The following is a 17,665-nucleotide window of genomic DNA, read 5'->3' on the forward strand; positions in this document are numbered from 1 at the left end:
ATATTAAAAAATGTTGTTTTTTGCTTTGAAATTTTTAAAAATAATGTATCATATTTACAGTGACCAAGGCAAAGGGGATCACCTGATACCATTCCGAACTCAGTAGTTAAGCCCTTTAGCGCCGACGATACCAGAGATGGGAAAATAGGACGTCGCTGCTTTTTTTTTACCTTTTTTAATGTATGGAGGTTATTATAAATAATGTCTTTTAGTCATGATATAAAATTAGAAGTTTTAAATCAAAAAATGAAGCAAAAACACTTTGTTGCTTTTTTAAATGGTTTAATTCTGACTAACACAGAGTATTTAAATTCAAAATCTGAAATTATTATCAAAATTAATAAAGCTGATGTTTCTTTTTTAATTAAAGAAAAACTAGAAAAGTTTAATATTAAATATTTTAGAACTACTAAAAACAAAAACTGAATTGTTATTTTAAAAAAGGATTTTAAGCCTGTTTTAAAAATAAATGAACCGCAATTTTTCTTTGCTGGATGTTTTGTTGGCGGGGGTTCAATTTCTGATTTTTATTCTTCATCTTATAATTTACAAATTAGTTTCTTTTATGAAGAAGTAGGTAAGTTGTTGCAAGAAAAATTAGATCAGTATGATTTTGAGTTTTCTTGATACAAAAGAGTTAATAAATACATTATTTATAATAAAAAGAGTGAAAAAATTTTCGATTTTTTAGCAGCAATAAAGGCTACAAATGCCTTCAATTTATTTTTTGATACAAAAGCCACAAGAGATATGAAAAACAACGCTAATAGACTTGTAAACCTTGATGTTCATAATCAGCACAGACTTGTAAAGGCGGTGCAAAAAGACAAAGAGAATTATGATTTTGTTGTGCAAAATAACTATGAAGAATATTTTAAGTTTGAAGAGCTTGTGTTTTTTAAAGAGCGGATTTTAAATGCAGATGCCAACCTGCAACAACTTTGTGAAATCATGCTTCAAAAACACAGAATACAGAAAACAAAAAGCGGATTTAACCACTGATTAATCAAATTAAACAAGTTTGTTAAAGAAAAAAAGGAAGCACAGAAAGAACAAAAATAACCAGCAAATGCTGGTTATTTCTTTATTTGTTTTTTTCTTCTTTGAAAAATTCTGAAGCAACACTCATTGTTTTAGCAACATTTTGTAAATTAGGTGGGATGATGATTTTTGTTGCTTGACCGTTAGCTACAACACCTAATTGTTCGATTGATTTGAATGTAAGGATTTCTTGAGAAAGGTGAGCTTCGTTTAGTAACTCGATTGCCTTTTTCTCTCCTTCTGCTTTTAGAATTTCTGATTCTCTTTTAGCTTGTGCTCTTAGAATTGCTGCTTCTTTGTCAGCTTCAGCTTGAAGGATTGCTTTTGTTTTTTCTCCTTCTGCAATTAAAATAGAAGCTGCTTTTGTTCCCTCTGCTTCTAAAATGCTTGCTCTTTTTTCTCTTTCTGCACGCATTTGTTTTTCCATTGCTGTTTGGATGTCTTTTGGAGGGATGATGTTTTTGATTTCAACTCTGTGTACTTTAATTCCTCAAGAATCAGATGCTTCATCAAGGATTAGTGTTAGTTTTGAGTTGATTGTGTCACGAGATGTTAAAGTTTCATCAAGTTCAAGTTCTCCAAGTAAGTTTCTTAGTGTTGTTGCTGATAAGTTTTCGATTGCTTTCATAGAATCTTCAGCACCATAAACAAAGAGTTTTGGGTCTGTGATTGCTAAATAAACAACTGTATCAACTTTTAGACCTGCGTTATCTTTTGTAATTACATCTTGTTCTGGAAAGTCTAAAACTTTTTCTTTGAAGTTTTCTTTTTTAACAATTTTGTCAACAAAAGGAACTAAGAAGTTAACTCCGTTTGTTAATGTTTTATTGTATTTTCCAAGTCTTTCTACAATTGCAAACTCTGATTGTTGAATAACCTTAAATCCTTTGATTCCGGCTATTATTAATAAGATTAAAACGATGACTGCGACAATGCTTCCAATAATTATTCCTGCCATTTTATTTTACCCTTTCTATATATAAAATATTGCCTTTAATATAAACCACTTTTACAACGCTTCCTTTATCAATTTTGCCTTGTCCAGGAGCTGAAAGTGTTCTGTAATATTTTCCATAAATTTTAATTCTTCCAAAATTATTTGTGTTTTGAGCATATTCAAAACTATCTTCTAAGAGGATTTCAGGTTCAGAGTGAGTTAGATCTTGAAGCCTTTCTGTACCTTTGATTTTTTTAGAAAATTTGTTTTTGAAGAATTTGTATGTCCCGAAGTATAAAGCAAACCACAGAACTACAAACACAACAAATTGCATCGAGATCGAGATTGGATTTGAAGGTGATGCAATTGCAATTATTGCTGATGGCACCATTGCAACTGCTGTTAAACCAAATCAAATTCCATTACTTAAAACTTCTGCTAAAACAAAAGCTAAAATTAAGATTGATCAAAAAACTATCAAAATAATTTTGGTTATAAAATAAGGATCTATTGTTTGTAACCAGTTCATTTTTCCTCCTTTATATAATTATAAAGATAAACAAAAAAATTAACAAATAAATGTTAATTTTTTAGTGTGTTTTGTAATTATTTATTAATATAAGTCTAAAAGTTATTAAACTAATTCTAAAATAGCCATTTTAGAGTTGTCACCTTGTCTTGCAGGCAGCTTAATAATTCTTGTGTATCCTCCGTTACGGTCTTTGTATTTTGGACCTACAACGTCAAATAGAACAGAAAGTGATGATTTTCCATCTTTAGAAACTACATCTCTTAAAAAGGCAGCAGCTAAACGACGATCGTTTAATGTATTATTTTTAGCTTTTGTAATTAGTTTTTCAACATGTCTTCTAACTTCTTTAGCTCTCGCCTCTGTTGTTGTTATTCTTCCATAAACAATAACATCTGTTGCTAATGAACGTAAAACGTGTTTTCTTCATGTTGAATTACGTCTAAATAATTGTGTTGGATTTGCCATTTTCTATTCTCCTTCCTTTTTTTCTTCTTTTCTTTCTTTTCTTTCTTTAAGTTTTTCAATGATTTCTTGTACAGATTTTTTACCAAGGTTTTTAACATTGAATAATTCTTCTTCATCGATTTTTTCAATGTCAGCAACTGTTTTGAAACCTGCACGTCTAAGTGCGTTTGCTGATCTAACACTTAATTCTAATTCACTTAAATCAATTTGTCTTTCTTTTGGTTGTTCTTCTCTAACAATTTCTTCTTCAAAGTAATCAACTGCGTTGAATGATAAAGGGTCTGTGTTTGAAACTGTTGATAAAAGAGCCATTAGAATATTTGATGCTTCTTTAATAGCATTTTCTGGAGTAATTGTTCCGTCTGTTTCAACGCTGAATTCTAATTTTTCTTCAACAATTTGAGAAGCAGAGTTAAGTTCTTCAACACTGTGGTGAACACTTAAAACTGGTGAAAAATCAGAATCGATTGCAAGGAATTGTCCGTTTTTGATTTTAGAATCAAGCTCTGGAGCGCATTCTAAAATAACTTTTTTGTTGTCTTCAAAAGAAACAAATCCTCTACCTGCTTTTAAAAATAGCTCAAATTTTAGAGCTCCTGGTTTTGAAACAGTAGCAATGTATTGTTCTGGGTTAGAAACTTTTGTTGTTCCTGCAGAAACAATAATATCTTTTGCTCTAATTACTTTATCTTCTGAATCTCCGTTGAAAGAAACTTTGATAGGTGTGTCATTTGAAAATAATTCTTCTTTGTACTCAAATTTAACTTGTTTTAAGTTGTTTAAAATTGCTACAACATCTTCTTCAACATTTTCAAGAGCTTGGAACTCGTGTTCTGCTCCTTCGATTTTAACTGCAAAAGGAGCTAATGAAGGAACTGATGAAAGAATTGTTCTTCTTAGTGCTTGACCAAGAGTATTAGCCATTCCTCTTTCTAGTGGTTCTAAAACAAATGTTGTTGAATTTTCAGAGATTCTTCTTTCTTTATCCTCTCTGTAAGTTAGTTTTGGCATCTTTTTCATAACTTACCTCCTATCTTTTTGTTTCTCTTTTGATAACTTTTCTTGGAGGTCTTGTTCCGTTGTGAGGAATAGGTGTTACATCTTTAATTTCTGTAACTGTAATTCCTGATGCTTCAATTTGCTTTCTCGCTGTATCTTTACCTGGTCCTAAACCTTTAATTTCAACCTTTACTTCTTTAATTCCGTGTTCTTTAGCTGATTCTGAAGCAGCCGCTGCTGCTAAACCTGCTGCATAAGGAGTTTTTTTCTTTGTACCTTTGTAACCAATTGCTCCTGATGATGATCATGCAATTACATTACCTTGTAGGTCTGAGAAAGTAACGATTGTGTTTTGGTGTGTTGAGTGAATATGAGCGATTCCGCTAGTGATGTTTTTTCTTTTAATTTTTCTAGCCATCTCTTATTTACCTTTCTTTCCAGCAACTGTTTTTCTTGGCCCTTTTCTTGTACGGGCATTTTTCTGAGTAACTTGACCACGAACTGGTAATCCTTTTCTGTGTCTAATTCCTCTGTAGCATTTGATTTCCATCAATCTCTTGATGTTCATAGCAACTTCACGACGTAAGTCACCTTCTGTTGTGTATTCTGAAGCGATATCTCTGATTTTACTTAATTGGTCTTCTGAAAGATCTTTTACACGGATATCTTCGCTAATGTTTGCTTTTGCTAAGATTTCTTGTGCTCTTGATTTTCCGATTCCATGGATGTAAGTTAAAGAGATAACAACTCTTTTATTATTTGGAATTTCTATGTTTAAAATTCTAGCCATAATTTCTCCTATCCTTGTCTTTGCTTGTGTTTAGGTAGAATACAGATAACTCTGTTAATACCATTACGTTTGATTATTTTACAGTCTTTACACATTTTTTTAACTGATGCTCTAACTTTCATAAGTCTCCTTTATTTGTGACGATATACAATACGCCCTTTTTGTAAGTCATAAGGGCTAATTTCTACATCCACAGTATCGCCAGGAATAATTTTAATGTGGTGTAACTTCATTTTTCCTGAAACATGAGCTTTTATTGTTAAATTATTTTCTAAAAGCACATCAAATTCAGTTGCATTGTGTGCCTGTACTACTTTTCCAGACAACTTAATTGCGTCTTTTGCCACTAATATACCTCGTTTTCGTTGTCTTAATTGTGTGCAAATCAATTTAGTAATTTCTAAATTGTCTCTTTAAAGGTAATTGATAACCCTTTAAAGAAACACCTGGACTTATTTCGACCGAATCTTTGGCCAGGCATTAATAATATTTTAAATTATACTATTTTTTTCAATTTTTAATCTAAATCAGCACTTAAAATTTCAGCTTTTCCGTCTTTTATTAAAACTGTGTGTTCATAATGAGAACTTTTTAGCCCCGAAACTGCAACAACTGTTCAGCCATCTTTAAGAACTTTGACTTTAGATGATTTTTGAGTAACCATTGGTTCAATGCAAATAACCATGTTGTTTTTGAGTACAAATCCTTTTGATTCAATTGGGTAATTAAAGATGTTAGGGTCTTCGTGTAAGTTTTTTCCGATTCCATGGCCGCTAAAGTCTGTGGTTGCAAAGAAGCCGTTTCTTTTGATGACTGAGTAGATGGCTTTGGAAAGATCTTTAGTTGTTGCTCCTGGTTTGATGGCGTTGATTGCTGCATAAAAAGCATCTTCTGCTGCTTGAATCAGCTTTTTGTTTTCGGCAGTTTCTTGACCTACAGAAATACTAAAAGCAGAATCGCTTTTGTATCCTTTGTAATCAACTCCCATGTCGATTGATAATAAATCACCATCTTGCAGGATTCTTTGTGAAGGAATTCCGTGGATTAGTTGCTCATTAACTGAAGCACAGATTGTGTGTTGGAAGCCTGAATAGCCTAGAAAAGCTGGTTTTGCGCCTAATCTAAGAGTTTCTTTGTAAGCAATTGCATCAAGTTCTAATAAAGAAACACCTGGTTTGATTGCTTGTTTTACTTTTTGTCTGACTTGAGCAAGAATTCTTGCAGATTCTCTGATTAGAGCTATTTCTTGATCGCTTTTAATAATCTTGTATTTTTGCATTTTATTTTAATTTTAGTTGTTCAATGATTGCGTTTGTAATTTCTTCAGGACTAGCAACAGCATCAAAGCTTACTAAAAGATCTTGTTGTTTATAATAATCAATTAGCACGCTTGTTTCTTTTTCATAAACTTCTAAACGTTTGATAATTGCCTCTTCTTGGTCGTCTTTTCTTTGTAAAAGAGCTGTATCATCATTTTCACAAAGATCGCCTTTTTTAGAAGGCTTGAAGTCTAAGTGGTATGTTGATGAACAAGTTGGGCAGTATCTTCTTTTAGAAAGTCTTTGTACTATTATTTCTTTAGGTGCTTCTAATAAAATCACTTTAGAAATGTTTGATGTTGGTAGGCTTTTTAAAAAATTAGCTTGATTGATTGTTCTTGGATAACCATCTAAAATAAAATTTTGACAAGCTTCATCGAAAAAATTAATTCTTTGTTCAACAATTTGGTTAGTGATGTCATCTGGGACATATAAACCGTTTTCAACTAATGATTTTAGTTCTAAACCTAATTTGGTTTCAGATCTGATTGCAGCTCTGAAAACTTCTCCTGTTGAAAGGTGAGCTCTGTTAGTTTTTTGAGCTAATAAAGAGGAAATTGTCCCTTTACCAACTCCAGGAGCTCCTAGAAAAATTAAATTTTTTATCATAATAAATCTCCACTTGTATTGTTGTTTTTTTCAATTGATCTTGCAATTTTTTTTCTTTTTTGAGCAATTTTTTCTGTTTGTCTTCTTGCTTTGATTTGACTAATTGTTTCTAGTGCAGTTGTTACTAAAATAATTGCAGATGTTCCACCAAAAGTAATGTTCCGTGGCATTCCAAACATTTGCATAATTGGTTCCATTGAACCAAGAGCAACTAAATAGAATGCTGAAAAGATTGATAACCTTAGAACTACAGAAATTAAATAGTCTTCTGTTTGTTCTCCAGGTCTAATTCCAGGGATGAAGGTTGAGTTTTTACCAAAGTCTTCTGAAATTTTATCAACTCTTGATTGTTGCAGTCCCATTCCGATTGAAAACAGGAAGGTGATAACAACAAATAAACTAAATCCAATTGGATCTGTTAGTCTTAAACTTCTTTCTACAAAGTGTCTTGTTGAAGATGTGTAAGGGTCTAATAGACCAACAATTAGTGTTGGAAGTGATAAAACGATTAAAGAGAAAATGATTGGCATAACCCCTGCTGGATTAACCTTGATTGGTAAATAAGAAATATCTTTTGTACTTTTGGACATTCCTGCTCCAGTTTGTTGGATCGGAATTTTTCTTTCTGCTAAATAAACATAGCCAATGATGAATATTAAAATTAAAAATCCAATGACATAACTACCAAAAAATATTAAATTAGTCAATATTGCATTTGCTTCTGAACCACCAATAAAGTATTCATAAGCACCTCTGAATTTTGAAGGAAGGTTAACAGCAATCCCTGTAAAGATGATCAGTGATGTACCGTTTCCCACTCCTTTTTCTGTAATTTGCTCTCCTAAAAATAAAGAAAACAAAGAACCGCTTATTAGTATACATGGTAAAATAAAGAATTTAATAACATTAGAGTTATTTTCTAGATACACATAAGAAACTTGTTGATCATTATCAAACAATGTACGCATTAATACAATTGCTTGAATAATTCCGATCACAAGAGTCAGTAATCTAGTAATTATATTTATTTTCCTTCTACCTAGCGGTCCTGATTGACTTAAACGATGGATAGGAGGGAATAATTTTGTTTGTGCAATCATCATAATTAAAGACGCATTAATAAATGGTCCAATTCCTAAAGCGACGATTGAAAAACTTGTTAGTCCTCCACCACCTACTATGTTAATAATTGATAAAAATGAGTTTGATTCTATACTTGCGTTTGGATTTAATTTAACATAAGGTATAGTAATTGTACTGCAAACTACAAAAATGATTAACAATAGTAATGTATATAATATTTTCTTTGTTAATACCTTTTCTCTTGAAAAGGTTTGGATTTTATGTTTAATAGTCAAATAAGCTTTTGATATTCCGAATGAAATTGTTTTAAAAGCTTGCTTTAATAACTTAAACATAATTAAATCACCAGAATTAAATTAAACTAATTCTAGTTTTCCTCCAGCTTTTTCTACTGCTTCTTTGGCAGAAACTGAAGCAGCATTAACTTGGATTGTAAGTTTTTTTGTCAAAGTACCATTAGCTAAAAGTTTAACTGGCATTGTTTTTCTTCTAACTAATCTTTTTTCAAATAAACTTTCTAATGTAACTGTTTCATTTGCTTTGTAAACTTCTTCAAGTCTTGCTAATGAAATTGTTTGGTATTCAACTTTATTAATGTTGTTGAATCCGATTTTTGGTAGACGTCTGAATAGTGGGTTTTGTCCCCCTTCAAATCCAGGTCTTACTGTTCCACGTTTTGTTTGTCCTGATTGTCCTCTACCAGCTTGTTTCCCTTTACCAGCAGCATGTCCACGTCCTTTACGGTGTTTTTCTTTTCTTGAACCTTCAGCTGATACTAATGTGTGTAATTTAAATGACATATTTTCTCCTTTAATTAATTTTTTGAATAATTATTTTGGCCTAATAATTATTTATTATTTGTTTAAAAGATCTTCTACTTTGATGTCTCTTAGTTCAGCAATTTTTTCTACTGTTCTTAGGTTTTGTAGTGCATCCATTGTTGCTCTAACGATGTTTGCTTTAGTTCTTGATCCGTAAGTTTTTGTGTAAATGTTTTGGTATCCTGCTAATTCAACAACAGCACGAACTGTTCCTGATGCAATGATCCCTTTCCCTTTTGGTGCAGGTTTTAACATAACTCTAGAAGCTAGGAATTTTTGTTTTACTTCGTGTGGAACTGTTTGTGCTTCATCAACGATAGGAACATAGATTAAGTTGTTTTGTGCATCTTTAACAGCTTTTTTGATAGCATCTTGAACTTCGTTTGCTTTTCCGTGTCCAAATCCAACTTTTCCTTTTTTGTTTCCTACTACAACATATGCTGAGAATGAGAATCTTCTTCCACCCTTAACAACAGTTGTAACTCTAGCGATGTCGATAACTTTTTCTTCGAATTGTTTTTCAGCACTAAAGTCTCTTTGTTTTTTAGCAAATTTTTGACGAGGAGCTCTTCTTTCTGAAGAATTTTTTCTCTCTGGTCTTGGTTTTGCTTCAGCTTTTTTGTCAGCTGTTACAGTTTGTGTAGGAGCTGCTTTTTTGTGGTCTTTTTTAATTTCTTGATTTTCCATTATTAAAACTTAACTCCTTCTTTTCTTACTGCTTCAGCAAATGCTTTTACTCTACCGTGGTAGATGTATCCTGAACGATCGAATACGATTGATTCGATTTTTAGTTTATTAATTTCTTTTCCCATTAGGCTACCTAATTTTTCTGCAGCCGCAATGTTACCACTGTATTCTTTGTTTTTTAAAGTAGATACAGAAGCTAATGTTCTTCCTGTTGAATCATCGATTAGTTGTGCATAAAAGTTTGTAAGTGATTTAAATACTGATAAACGAGGTTTTTGTGCTGTACCAGCTGCAAGTTTAACTTTAATTCTATTGTGTTTTTTAAGTCTTGCTTGATTTCTTGATAATTGAGCCATCTTAATACCTTACTTCTATTATTTAGAAGCTTTTTTCCCTTCTTTACGTCTAATCACTTCGTTTTTATACATAATCCCTTTACCTGAGTATGGGTTTGGTTTTCTAACTTCTCTAATTACAGCAGCTAATTGACCAACTTTTTGTTTGTCAATTCCTGTAATTACGATGTTAACAGGTTTTGGAACTTCAACTTTTAAATCTGCTGGAACATCCACTAAAACTGGGTGTGAGTATCCTGCAAGAATTTCAATTTGATTTTGTTTAAGAGTTGCTTTGTATCCAACCCCTTTGATTTCGATTTCTTTTGTAAATCCTTCTGAAACCCCTTTAATCATACCTGCGATTAAAGAGTTTGTTGTTCCATGTAATTGTTTTGTGTGTTTTTCTTCATTTGCTCTTTCAGTTGTAACGACACCGTCTTGAACTTTAACAGCGATTAATGGAGAAAATTCTCTTGATAACTGACCTAATTTACCTTTAACAGTAACTTTTGTTGATTCTACTAAAACTTCTGTTCCAGCAGGAATAGTTAATACTCTCTTACCAACTCTAGACATAATTATCAGATGTAAGCGATGATTTCACCACCTACATTTTCCTTTCTAGCTTCTTTGTCAGTTAAGATTCCTTTTGATGTTGAAACAATAACAGTTCCATAACCTGAAAGAACTTGTGGTAAATCAGCAGCAGCTGAGTAAACTTTTAGTCCAGGTTTTGATACTCTTTTAATTCCTGTTATTGCACTTGTGTTTCCTTTGTATTTTAGTTCTACAACTAATTTTTTAGAAACTCCTTCACCTGTTGTTTCAAATGAAGAGATGTATCCTTCTCTTTTGATGATTTCTAGGATTTTTGATTTTTTATTAGAATGTGGGATTTCTACACTTTTGTGTTTTCTCATATATGCGTTTTTGATTCTAACAATCATATCCGCAATTGGATCTGTAATTATAGCCATAATTATCAACTCGCTTTCTTAATACCTGGAATTTTTCCTTCGTGTGCTAGTTCTCTGAAGCAAATACGACAAATTTTAAATTTTCTTAAAACAGCATGTGGACGACCACAAATTTCACATCTTGTATATGCTCTTACTTTAAATTTTGGGTGTTTTTTTGCTTTTACTTTTAAAGATTTTTTTGCCATTATTTTCCTCTATTTTTCAGCCTTACCAAAAGGCATTCCTAGTTTTTCTAATAAAAATTTTGCTTCTTCGTTTGTTTGTGCTGTTGTAACAATGATTACATCTAATCCCTTAATTTTTCTAATTTTATCGAAACTAATTTCTGGGAAAATAATTTCTTCTTTAATTCCTAGTGAGTAATTTCCTCTACCATCAAATGCTTTAGGGTTAACTCCTCTAAAGTCTCTAATTCTTGGGATAGCAACATTGATTAGTTTTGTTAAGAAGTCTCACATTTTGTCTCTTCTTAATGTTACTTTTCCACCCATTGGCATACCTTCACGTAATTTTCATGAAGCTAAAGATTTTTTAGCAACAGTTTGGTATGGTTTTTGCCCTGAAATTTGAGCTAATTCGTTCATAACTTCCTCAATAGCTTTTGAGTTAGTTACTTCTCTACCAGCAGTCATGTTTAAAACAATTTTTTCAATCTTTGGAATTTGCATATCTGAAGAATATTTAAATTGTTCTTTTAAAGATTTTTTAATTTCTTTATTGTATTTTTCTTTTAAAGTCATATTTAACACCTATTAGATAGCCTTTCCTGTTTTTTTAGCATAACGTACTTTTTTGTTTCCATCAAATTTGTATCCAATTTTTGATGTTTGTGCTGGTTTGTCTTTTGATGCTTTTTTAATTAATAAAGCAACTTTCGAAACATGAATTGGTGCTTCAAATGTTTCAATTCCACCTTCTGGTTTTTGTTGAGAAGGTTTAAAGTGTTTTGTAACCTTGTTAACGTCTTTTACTTTTACTTGTTGTGTTTTAGGTAATACTTCTAAAATTTGTCCAACTTTACCTTTGTCAGAACCGGAAATAACTATTACTTCATCATTTTTTCTTAATTTCATATTTATTCCTTTCTATAATACCTCAGGTGCTAGAGAAACAATTTTAGAGTATCCTTTATCCCTAATTTCACGAGCGATTGGTCCAAAAACACGAGTTCCTCTTGGAGTTCCGTCTTCTTTAATAATAACTACAGCGTTATCGTCAAATTTGATGTGTGATCCATTTTTTCTTTTAATTCCGTATGTTGAACGTACAATAACAGCTTTAACTACTTGCCCTTCTTTAACGATTCCGTTTGGAAGTGCTTTTTTAACTGAACAAACAATAACATCACCAATGTTAGAAGATTTTTTAACTGATCCACCTAGGTTTCTAATTAACCCAACTTCTTTTGCTCCTGAGTTATCAGCAACAACTAATCTAGAAAGTTCTTGAACCATTATTTAGCTCCTTCTTTAGCTTTTTCACGAATTTCAACAAGTCTAAATCTTTTTGTTTTTGAAAGAGGTCTTGTTTCTGCAATTCTAACAATGTCACCTTCTGAAGCAATTTCTTTTTCATCGTGTGTTGCAAATTTTTTAGTAACTTTGAATCTCTTTCCGTATAGTGGGTGTTTTACATATGTGTCAACTGCAACAGTAACTGTTTTTGAGTTTTTAGCTGAAACTACAGTTCCTGTTAAAGTCTTTCTTGTATTTTTTCTTTCCATAATTATTTTCCACCTTTTTCTGAATTTTCTTGTTGTTTAATTGCTGTTAAAAGTCTTGCGATTTGTCTTCTAATTTCTGAAATTTTGTGTGTTTTGTCTTGTTGTCCAGTTGAGTTTTTAAATCTCAGTAAAAATAGTTCAGCTTTGGCTTCTTCAACCATTTTGTTTAATTCAGAAAGAGATTTATTTTTTAAATCTTTAAATTCCATTATTTATCTCCCTCTTTTTGTACAATTCTTCATTTAACTGGAAGTTTGTGTCCTCCAAGTCTTAGAGCATCTTTAGCGATTTCTTCTTTAACTCCGGATACTTCAAACATCATTGTATTAACTTTAACTACTGCTACTCATTTTTCAGGTGATCCTTTACCAGATCCCATACGAACACCAATAGGTTTAGAAGTTAGAGATAAATGAGGGAAAATTCTGATGATAACTTGTCCTTCACGTCCCATTCTTCTTGTGATAGCAATCCTTGCAGATTCTATTTGTCTTGCTGTAACTCAAGCAGATGTTGTTGCTTGTAGCCCGAACTCTCCATAAGAGATTTTGTCTCCTTTTTGAGCTGTTCTTTTATCGTGAGAAATTCTAAAATTTCTTCTGTATTTGGTTCTTTTAGGTTGTAACATTATTTCTCACCCTCTTTAACCTCTCCTAAAGAAATTCAAACTTTAACTCCTAAAGCTCCATATGTAGTGTGAGCTGTTGCTTGTGCATAATCAACATCTTGTCTTAGAGTGTGAAGTTTCATTTCACCTTCTGTATAACCTTCAGCACGAGCCATTTCAACTCCGTTTAGTCTACCTGAAACTTGTGTTTTAATTCCTTTTGCACCATTTTTAAGTGCCATTTTGATTGCAAATTTTTGTGCAACTCTGAATGAACCCCTGTTTTCTAGTTTAATAGCAATTTCTTCAGCTACTAAACGAGCATTTAGTTCTGGTTTTTCTAACTCAACAACTTCAATGTTTAAGTTAAGGTTTTTGTTTCTTACAAATTTTTGAATATCTGTTGTAAGTTTTTTAACGTTTTCTCCACCTTGTCCTAGAACAACTCCAGGTTTTGCTGTGTGAAGAACTAATGTAGTTCTGTTTGCTTGATCTCTTCTAATTTCAACTTTTCCAATACGGTATTCTCTTACGAATTTTTCAACATATTCTCTAATTTTCACATCTTCTAATAAGTAGTTTGCAAAGTTTGCTTTGTCAGCAAATCAGTTAACGTTGTGTTTTTTAGTAACACCAAATCTAAATCCATTTGGATTAACCTTTTGTCCCATTGCAGTCTCCTATCTTTCTTTTAGTGTAATTGATAAATGTGAAGTTCTTTTTAGAATTTGATATGCTGTACCTTTTGATCTAGGTTGAAATCTTTTGTATGTAGGACCTTCATTTACTTGAACATCGCTTACATATAGTTTATCTCCGTCCATTCCGTGGTTGTTAATAGCGTTAGCAATGGCTGAGTTTAGTAATTTTAAGAATAATTTTGATGCTTTTTTGTTTGTGTTGTACAGAATAGCTAGTGCGTCTTGTGTATTTTTATTACGGAATAAATCAGCAACTAAACGAGCTTTTTGTGCTGATACTCTTTGCATTTTTACGTGTGCTTTTGCTTCCATTATTTTTTCTTCCCTTTATCTGCACCATGTCCTGTGTAAGTTCTTGTTGGAGAGAATTCTCCTAATTTGTGTCCTACCATGTCATCTGTAACAAAAACATCATTAAATACTTTTCCATTGTGAACTTGGAAAGTCAATCCTACGAATTGAGGAAAGATTGTTGATCTTCTAGATCAGGTTTTGATTGGTTTTTTATTTTTTTGTTCATTCATTAATTCAACTTTTTTTAGTAAAGATGCATCAGCGAATGGACCTTTTTTCAATGATCTAGCCATTATTTACTTTCCTTTCTTCTTCTTAAAATTAACTTAGTTGAAGATTTTTTATTATTTCTTGTTTTAACACCAAGAGCTTTTTTACCTCAAGGAGTTAATGGAGATTTTCTACCGATAGGTTGTTTACCTTCTCCCCCTCCATGTGGGTGATCTACTGGGTTCATTACAGAACCACGAACTGTAGGTCTAATACCTAAGTGTCTGTTTCTTCCGGCTTTACCGATATTTACTAATGAGTGTTCTTCGTTTCCTACAACACCAATTGTAGCTCTACATCTTGCTAAAATTCTTCTTGTTTCACCAGATTGTAATCTTAGAACAACGTATTTTCCGTCATCATCTTTACCTAATAGTTGTGCTGATGAACCAGCTGAACGAGCGATAATTCCTCCTCCTCCTGGTTGCATTTCAACATTGTGAACGATTGTTCCTTCAGGAATGTTGTATAGTGGTAATGAGTTACCTACTAAGATATCAACGTTTTCTCCTGAAACAACACTTTGTCCAACTTTAATTCCTTTAGGTGCTAAAATGTAACGTTTTTCTCCATCTGCATATGCTAATAAAGAAATGTTTGCTGATCTGTTTGGATCGTATTCGATTGATTTTACAATTGCTGGGATATTATCTTTATTTCTTTTGAAATCGATAATACGGTATTTTCTTTTATTTCTTCCACCCTTGTGACGAGTAGTAATCTTTCCTTGATTATTTCTACCTGCATTTTTTTGTAAGATAGTTAATAAACTTTTTTCAGGAGCGTGACCTGAAAGGTTTTTATTGTAATCAAGAGTTGACATACCACGACGACCGTTAGAGGTTGGTTTATAATGTTTAATTGCCATCTCTTTTCCTTTCAACTTTAAAATATTGGATTTCTTTAAAGTAATATATTAATTAATTATTTTTCTGCTTTTTTAGCTGATTTTTTAGCAATTTTTTCTGCTACTTTTTTCTCTACTTCTGAAACTTCAGCTTTTTTAGATTTTTTAGTTTCTTTTTTAACTTCTTCCACTACTGGTTCTTCAGAAATATTTGCATCTTCGGATAATACATTAATAGCTTGTCCTTTTACAAGTGTAACAATAGCTTTTTTGTATCAGTTTGTATATCCTTCAAATCTACCTAATTTTGTAGGTCTTTTTGGTACGTTGAAAATGTTTACTTTTTCAACTTTAACATCGAAAATGAATTCTACTGCTTTTTTAACTTCTGATCTGTTTGTTCTTCTGTCAACTGCAAAAACGTAAACTCCGTCTTGCATTTTTGAATAACTTTTTTCAGTTAAAATAGGGTGTTTAATAATTTCGTTTATGTTCATTATTTTACCAACCCTTCTAAGTATTTAACGTCTTGTTCACTAATAACCAGTACGTCTGCTTTAATTAATGATTCAATTGAAAGTGATTCAACTTTTGATAATGAAACGTTTTTTAAGTTTCTTGCAGATGCATAAACTTTTTCGTCTTTTGTTACGATTAAAACGTTTCTTAAATTATTAACATTTAAATCACTTAATTGTTTAACAACTTGTTTTGTTGAGTATTCTGAAACAGAAATTTCAGAAACAATAACTTGATTATTTTTTGCTAATTGAGATAGTGCAGAAACTAATGCAAGCATTCTAACTTTTTTGTTAACTTTTAAGTTGTAGTTTCTTTCATTTGTAGGACCAAATGCTCTACCCCCACCAACTCAAATTGGAGATCTCATTGAACCAGCTCTAGCTCTACCAGTTCCTTTTTGTCTTCAAGGTTTTTTACCTGTTCCGCTAACTTCAGCTCTGTTTTTTACCTTGTGAGTTCCTTGTCTTAATGAAGCTCTTTCAGCGATAATTGTGTCAAATACTACTTGTGAGTTAAATGTTTCTAATCCAAAAACATTTTTAGGTAAGCTAATTGAATTTTTGTGTGCAGGAGTTTTAGCTGTTTTTGAAGTTTTAACTGCTACTTTTGAATCTTTTGTAGCTTTAGATGAAGTAGTTGATTTTTTAACAACTGCTTTTTTCTCTGTTGCTTTTTTTGCTTCAGCCATTATTTATCTCCTTCTTTTTCTTCAGCTTCAGAAATTAATTTTTTCATTTCTGCTAAACTCATTTCCATGTGTAATTCAACGTTGTATTTTTTAGCTAACTCAAATAAGTGGTTTTTTTCTAGAGCTTCTTTTAAATCAACAAGTACAACAGCTTCTTTAGCTGGTAATTGTTTAACTGCTGATTTAACTACAACAAATGATTTGTTTGGTCCAGGGATTGAACCTTTAACTAAAAGAATGTTGTTTTCTAAATCGATTTTAACAATTTCTAGATTTTGAACTGTTCTTTTTACATAACCTAATTGTCCTGGCATTGTCATACCTTTAACAACTTTGTTACCTGAGATATCCCCTAGTGATCCTGTTTGTCTGATAGGTTGAGAACCTCCCCCACCCCCGTGAGATTTAGGACCAATAGCTTGGTTGTGTCTTTTAATTGTTCCGGCAAATCCTTTACCTTTTGATGTACCTGTAACATCAACTAACTCACCTACTGAGAAAATTGAAGAATCAACATTTTGACCTAATTCAAATCCTTGCATTCCTCTAATTTCCTTTACGAAGCGCTTAGGTGTTGTATTTGCTTTTTTAAAGTGACCTTGTTCAGGTTTTGTTTGTCTAGAAGCTTTTTTGTCTTCTAACCCTAATTGAAGAGCATCGTATCCATCGTGTTCTTTTGAAAACACTTGTGTTACAACATTTGGTTTAACTTCAATAACAGTTACAGGGATTGACATTCCTGTATCTGAGTAAATTTGAGTCATCCCAACTTTTCTTCCTAAGATTCCTTTCATTTTTTCCTCTTTCTAAATTTTTAATAATTTTTTATTTTGTTTCGATTGAAACTTGAGCACCAGTAGGTAAATCAAGTCTTTTGATTTTGTCAACTAATGAGTTATCAACTTTATTAATAACGATTAATCTTTTGTGTGTTCTTGATTCGAATTGTTCACGAGATGTTTTGTTAACGTGAACTGATCTTAAAATTGTGAACACTTCTCTTTTTGTTGGTAATGGAACTGGTCCACTAAAATCAGCTTTGTTTTCTTTTAATAGTGAAACTATTTTTAAAGAAGCTGCATCAACAACTGAGTGATCAAAAGCTTTAACTTTGATTTTTAATTTGTTCATTTCGATGTTGTTCCTTTCTGTTCATTATTGAACTAGACTCCACATAAAAACCGTTATTCCAATAAACAACTAATGTTGGAGTATCGCAACCTTATGTTTCATAGTCTAAATTACTTTTAAATTATATAATAAACCTTCATTTTTTCGAAATAAAAAGGCATAAAAAAACTCGCTTGGAGCGAGAATAATTCTTTCAAAACTGAATAGCAAATGTTGTGCGTTTTAAATTAAATACCTAAAATACTTTAGCTATTAAATCAATCAATTTATTAGTATTGGTC

The 17,665-nt window shown here is 31.8% G+C and carries 31 protein-coding genes, 1 rRNA gene and 1 pseudogene; 2 read left to right on the forward strand and 31 right to left on the reverse strand.

Annotation, left to right across the window (positions count from 1 at the left end; translation table 4 throughout):
* The first annotated feature begins 55 nt into the window (after positions 1–55).
* Positions 56–161 (forward strand): 5S ribosomal RNA (gene rrf / locus JV122_RS03195).
* Positions 162–201: 40 nt separating this feature from the next.
* Positions 202–1,062 (forward strand): DNA-binding protein WhiA, encoded by an 861-nt coding sequence (gene whiA, locus JV122_RS03200; RefSeq protein ID WP_205843076.1) that lies wholly within the window; start codon positions 202–204, stop codon positions 1,060–1,062.
* A 22-nt stretch (positions 1,063–1,084) separates the two neighbouring features.
* On the opposite strand, the gene JV122_RS03205 is transcribed toward whiA, so the two are convergent.
* The 31 genes and pseudogenes from JV122_RS03205 to rpsJ form a co-directional block, all read right to left on the reverse strand.
* Positions 1,085–1,999: an SPFH domain-containing protein gene (locus JV122_RS03205; protein ID WP_205843077.1), complete on the reverse strand. Its 915-nt coding sequence runs from the start codon at positions 1,997–1,999 to the stop codon at positions 1,085–1,087.
* Position 2,000: 1 nt separating this feature from the next.
* Complete coding sequence (locus tag JV122_RS03210) at positions 2,001–2,507, reverse strand: NfeD family protein (RefSeq protein WP_205843078.1); 507 nt, start codon at positions 2,505–2,507, stop codon at positions 2,001–2,003.
* A 105-nt stretch (positions 2,508–2,612) separates the two neighbouring features.
* Positions 2,613–2,975 carry a 50S ribosomal protein L17 gene (rplQ, locus tag JV122_RS03215; RefSeq protein WP_205843079.1) on the reverse strand — a complete coding sequence of 121 codons (363 nt, stop codon included), beginning with the start codon at positions 2,973–2,975 and terminating at the stop codon, positions 2,613–2,615.
* A 3-nt stretch (positions 2,976–2,978) separates the two neighbouring features.
* Entirely contained in the window at positions 2,979–3,995 is a 1,017-nt protein-coding gene (locus JV122_RS03220; protein WP_205843080.1) for a DNA-directed RNA polymerase subunit alpha, read from the reverse strand.
* Between the two features lie 10 nt (positions 3,996–4,005).
* Positions 4,006–4,392 carry a 30S ribosomal protein S11 gene (rpsK, locus tag JV122_RS03225; protein WP_205843081.1) on the reverse strand — a complete coding sequence of 129 codons (387 nt, stop codon included), beginning with the start codon at positions 4,390–4,392 and terminating at the stop codon, positions 4,006–4,008.
* A 3-nt stretch (positions 4,393–4,395) separates the two neighbouring features.
* A complete protein-coding gene (gene rpsM, locus JV122_RS03230) occupies positions 4,396–4,764 on the reverse strand; it encodes a 30S ribosomal protein S13 (RefSeq protein WP_205843082.1) in 369 nt (122 codons plus the stop codon).
* Positions 4,765–4,772: 8 nt separating this feature from the next.
* Positions 4,773–4,886, reverse strand: a complete 114-nt coding sequence (gene rpmJ / locus JV122_RS03235; RefSeq protein ID WP_205843083.1) for a 50S ribosomal protein L36 — start codon at positions 4,884–4,886, stop codon at positions 4,773–4,775.
* Between the two features lie 9 nt (positions 4,887–4,895).
* Positions 4,896–5,111, reverse strand: coding sequence for a translation initiation factor IF-1 (infA, locus tag JV122_RS03240; protein WP_205843084.1), 216 nt, complete (start codon positions 5,109–5,111; stop codon positions 4,896–4,898).
* A 170-nt stretch (positions 5,112–5,281) separates the two neighbouring features.
* The gene (map, locus tag JV122_RS03245) at positions 5,282–6,043 is read right to left on the reverse strand and encodes a type I methionyl aminopeptidase (RefSeq protein ID WP_205843085.1); all 762 of its coding nucleotides are present in this window, start codon (positions 6,041–6,043) and stop codon (positions 5,282–5,284) included.
* 1 nt (position 6,044) lies between these two features.
* Positions 6,045–6,692 carry an adenylate kinase family protein gene (locus JV122_RS03250; RefSeq protein ID WP_205843086.1) on the reverse strand — a complete coding sequence of 216 codons (648 nt, stop codon included), beginning with the start codon at positions 6,690–6,692 and terminating at the stop codon, positions 6,045–6,047.
* Positions 6,686–8,110: a preprotein translocase subunit SecY gene (gene secY / locus JV122_RS03255; RefSeq protein ID WP_205843087.1), complete on the reverse strand. Its 1,425-nt coding sequence runs from the start codon at positions 8,108–8,110 to the stop codon at positions 6,686–6,688. The genes JV122_RS03250 and secY overlap by 7 nt, the downstream gene beginning before the upstream one ends.
* A 21-nt stretch (positions 8,111–8,131) precedes the next feature.
* Positions 8,132–8,575: a 50S ribosomal protein L15 gene (rplO, locus tag JV122_RS03260; protein ID WP_205843088.1), complete on the reverse strand. Its 444-nt coding sequence runs from the start codon at positions 8,573–8,575 to the stop codon at positions 8,132–8,134.
* Positions 8,576–8,629: 54 nt separating this feature from the next.
* A complete protein-coding gene (rpsE, locus tag JV122_RS03265) occupies positions 8,630–9,283 on the reverse strand; it encodes a 30S ribosomal protein S5 (RefSeq protein ID WP_205843089.1) in 654 nt (217 codons plus the stop codon).
* Between the two features lie 2 nt (positions 9,284–9,285).
* The gene (rplR, locus tag JV122_RS03270) at positions 9,286–9,639 is read right to left on the reverse strand and encodes a 50S ribosomal protein L18 (RefSeq protein ID WP_205843090.1); all 354 of its coding nucleotides are present in this window, start codon (positions 9,637–9,639) and stop codon (positions 9,286–9,288) included.
* Between the two features lie 18 nt (positions 9,640–9,657).
* A complete protein-coding gene (gene rplF / locus JV122_RS03275; protein WP_205843091.1) occupies positions 9,658–10,197 on the reverse strand; it encodes a 50S ribosomal protein L6 in 540 nt (179 codons plus the stop codon).
* A gap of 2 nt (positions 10,198–10,199) precedes the next feature.
* Positions 10,200–10,592, reverse strand: a complete 393-nt coding sequence (gene rpsH / locus JV122_RS03280) for a 30S ribosomal protein S8 (protein WP_444850754.1) — start codon at positions 10,590–10,592, stop codon at positions 10,200–10,202.
* 8 nt (positions 10,593–10,600) lie between these two features.
* Entirely contained in the window at positions 10,601–10,786 is a 186-nt protein-coding gene (locus tag JV122_RS03285) for a type Z 30S ribosomal protein S14 (RefSeq protein ID WP_205843093.1), read from the reverse strand.
* Between the two features lie 9 nt (positions 10,787–10,795).
* Positions 10,796–11,347: a 50S ribosomal protein L5 gene (gene rplE / locus JV122_RS03290; RefSeq protein WP_205843108.1), complete on the reverse strand. Its 552-nt coding sequence runs from the start codon at positions 11,345–11,347 to the stop codon at positions 10,796–10,798.
* Between the two features lie 6 nt (positions 11,348–11,353).
* Positions 11,354–11,674 carry a 50S ribosomal protein L24 gene (gene rplX, locus JV122_RS03295; RefSeq protein ID WP_205843094.1) on the reverse strand — a complete coding sequence of 107 codons (321 nt, stop codon included), beginning with the start codon at positions 11,672–11,674 and terminating at the stop codon, positions 11,354–11,356.
* A gap of 12 nt (positions 11,675–11,686) precedes the next feature.
* Complete coding sequence (gene rplN, locus JV122_RS03300; protein ID WP_205843095.1) at positions 11,687–12,055, reverse strand: 50S ribosomal protein L14; 369 nt, start codon at positions 12,053–12,055, stop codon at positions 11,687–11,689.
* Positions 12,055–12,324, reverse strand: coding sequence for a 30S ribosomal protein S17 (gene rpsQ, locus JV122_RS03305; protein ID WP_205843096.1), 270 nt, complete (start codon positions 12,322–12,324; stop codon positions 12,055–12,057). The genes rplN and rpsQ overlap by 1 nt, the downstream gene beginning before the upstream one ends.
* A 2-nt stretch (positions 12,325–12,326) precedes the next feature.
* Positions 12,327–12,533 carry a 50S ribosomal protein L29 gene (gene rpmC / locus JV122_RS03310; protein ID WP_205843097.1) on the reverse strand — a complete coding sequence of 69 codons (207 nt, stop codon included), beginning with the start codon at positions 12,531–12,533 and terminating at the stop codon, positions 12,327–12,329.
* On the reverse strand, positions 12,533–12,952 hold the full coding sequence (rplP, locus tag JV122_RS03315; RefSeq protein WP_205843098.1) for a 50S ribosomal protein L16: 420 nt from the start codon (positions 12,950–12,952) through the stop codon (positions 12,533–12,535). The genes rpmC and rplP overlap by 1 nt, the downstream gene beginning before the upstream one ends.
* Positions 12,952–13,602, reverse strand: coding sequence for a 30S ribosomal protein S3 (gene rpsC, locus JV122_RS03320; protein WP_205843099.1), 651 nt, complete (start codon positions 13,600–13,602; stop codon positions 12,952–12,954). Before rpsC ends, rplP begins: the two co-directional genes overlap by 1 nt.
* 9 nt (positions 13,603–13,611) lie before the next feature.
* Positions 13,612–13,944: a 50S ribosomal protein L22 gene (gene rplV / locus JV122_RS03325; protein ID WP_205843100.1), complete on the reverse strand. Its 333-nt coding sequence runs from the start codon at positions 13,942–13,944 to the stop codon at positions 13,612–13,614.
* A complete protein-coding gene (rpsS, locus tag JV122_RS03330) occupies positions 13,944–14,219 on the reverse strand; it encodes a 30S ribosomal protein S19 (RefSeq protein WP_205843101.1) in 276 nt (91 codons plus the stop codon). Before rpsS ends, rplV begins: the two co-directional genes overlap by 1 nt.
* A complete protein-coding gene (gene rplB, locus JV122_RS03335; protein ID WP_205843102.1) occupies positions 14,219–15,064 on the reverse strand; it encodes a 50S ribosomal protein L2 in 846 nt (281 codons plus the stop codon). The genes rpsS and rplB overlap by 1 nt, the downstream gene beginning before the upstream one ends.
* Positions 15,065–15,120: 56 nt before the next feature.
* Complete coding sequence (gene rplW, locus JV122_RS03340; protein ID WP_205843103.1) at positions 15,121–15,540, reverse strand: 50S ribosomal protein L23; 420 nt, start codon at positions 15,538–15,540, stop codon at positions 15,121–15,123.
* Complete coding sequence (rplD, locus tag JV122_RS03345; protein WP_205843104.1) at positions 15,540–16,253, reverse strand: 50S ribosomal protein L4; 714 nt, start codon at positions 16,251–16,253, stop codon at positions 15,540–15,542. Before rplD ends, rplW begins: the two co-directional genes overlap by 1 nt.
* A 116-nt stretch (positions 16,254–16,369) precedes the next feature.
* Positions 16,370–17,047: pseudogene (gene rplC / locus JV122_RS03350) on the reverse strand (50S ribosomal protein L3); the annotation flags it as partial.
* Positions 17,048–17,078: 31 nt separating this feature from the next.
* Complete coding sequence (gene rpsJ / locus JV122_RS03355) at positions 17,079–17,384, reverse strand: 30S ribosomal protein S10 (protein WP_205843106.1); 306 nt, start codon at positions 17,382–17,384, stop codon at positions 17,079–17,081.
* Positions 17,385–17,665: the final 281 nt, after the last annotated feature.

The sequence above is a fragment of the Mycoplasma procyoni genome, from assembly GCF_017052595.1.
Lineage (GTDB): Bacteria > Bacillota_I > Bacilli_A > Mycoplasmatales > Metamycoplasmataceae > Mesomycoplasma_A > Mesomycoplasma_A procyoni.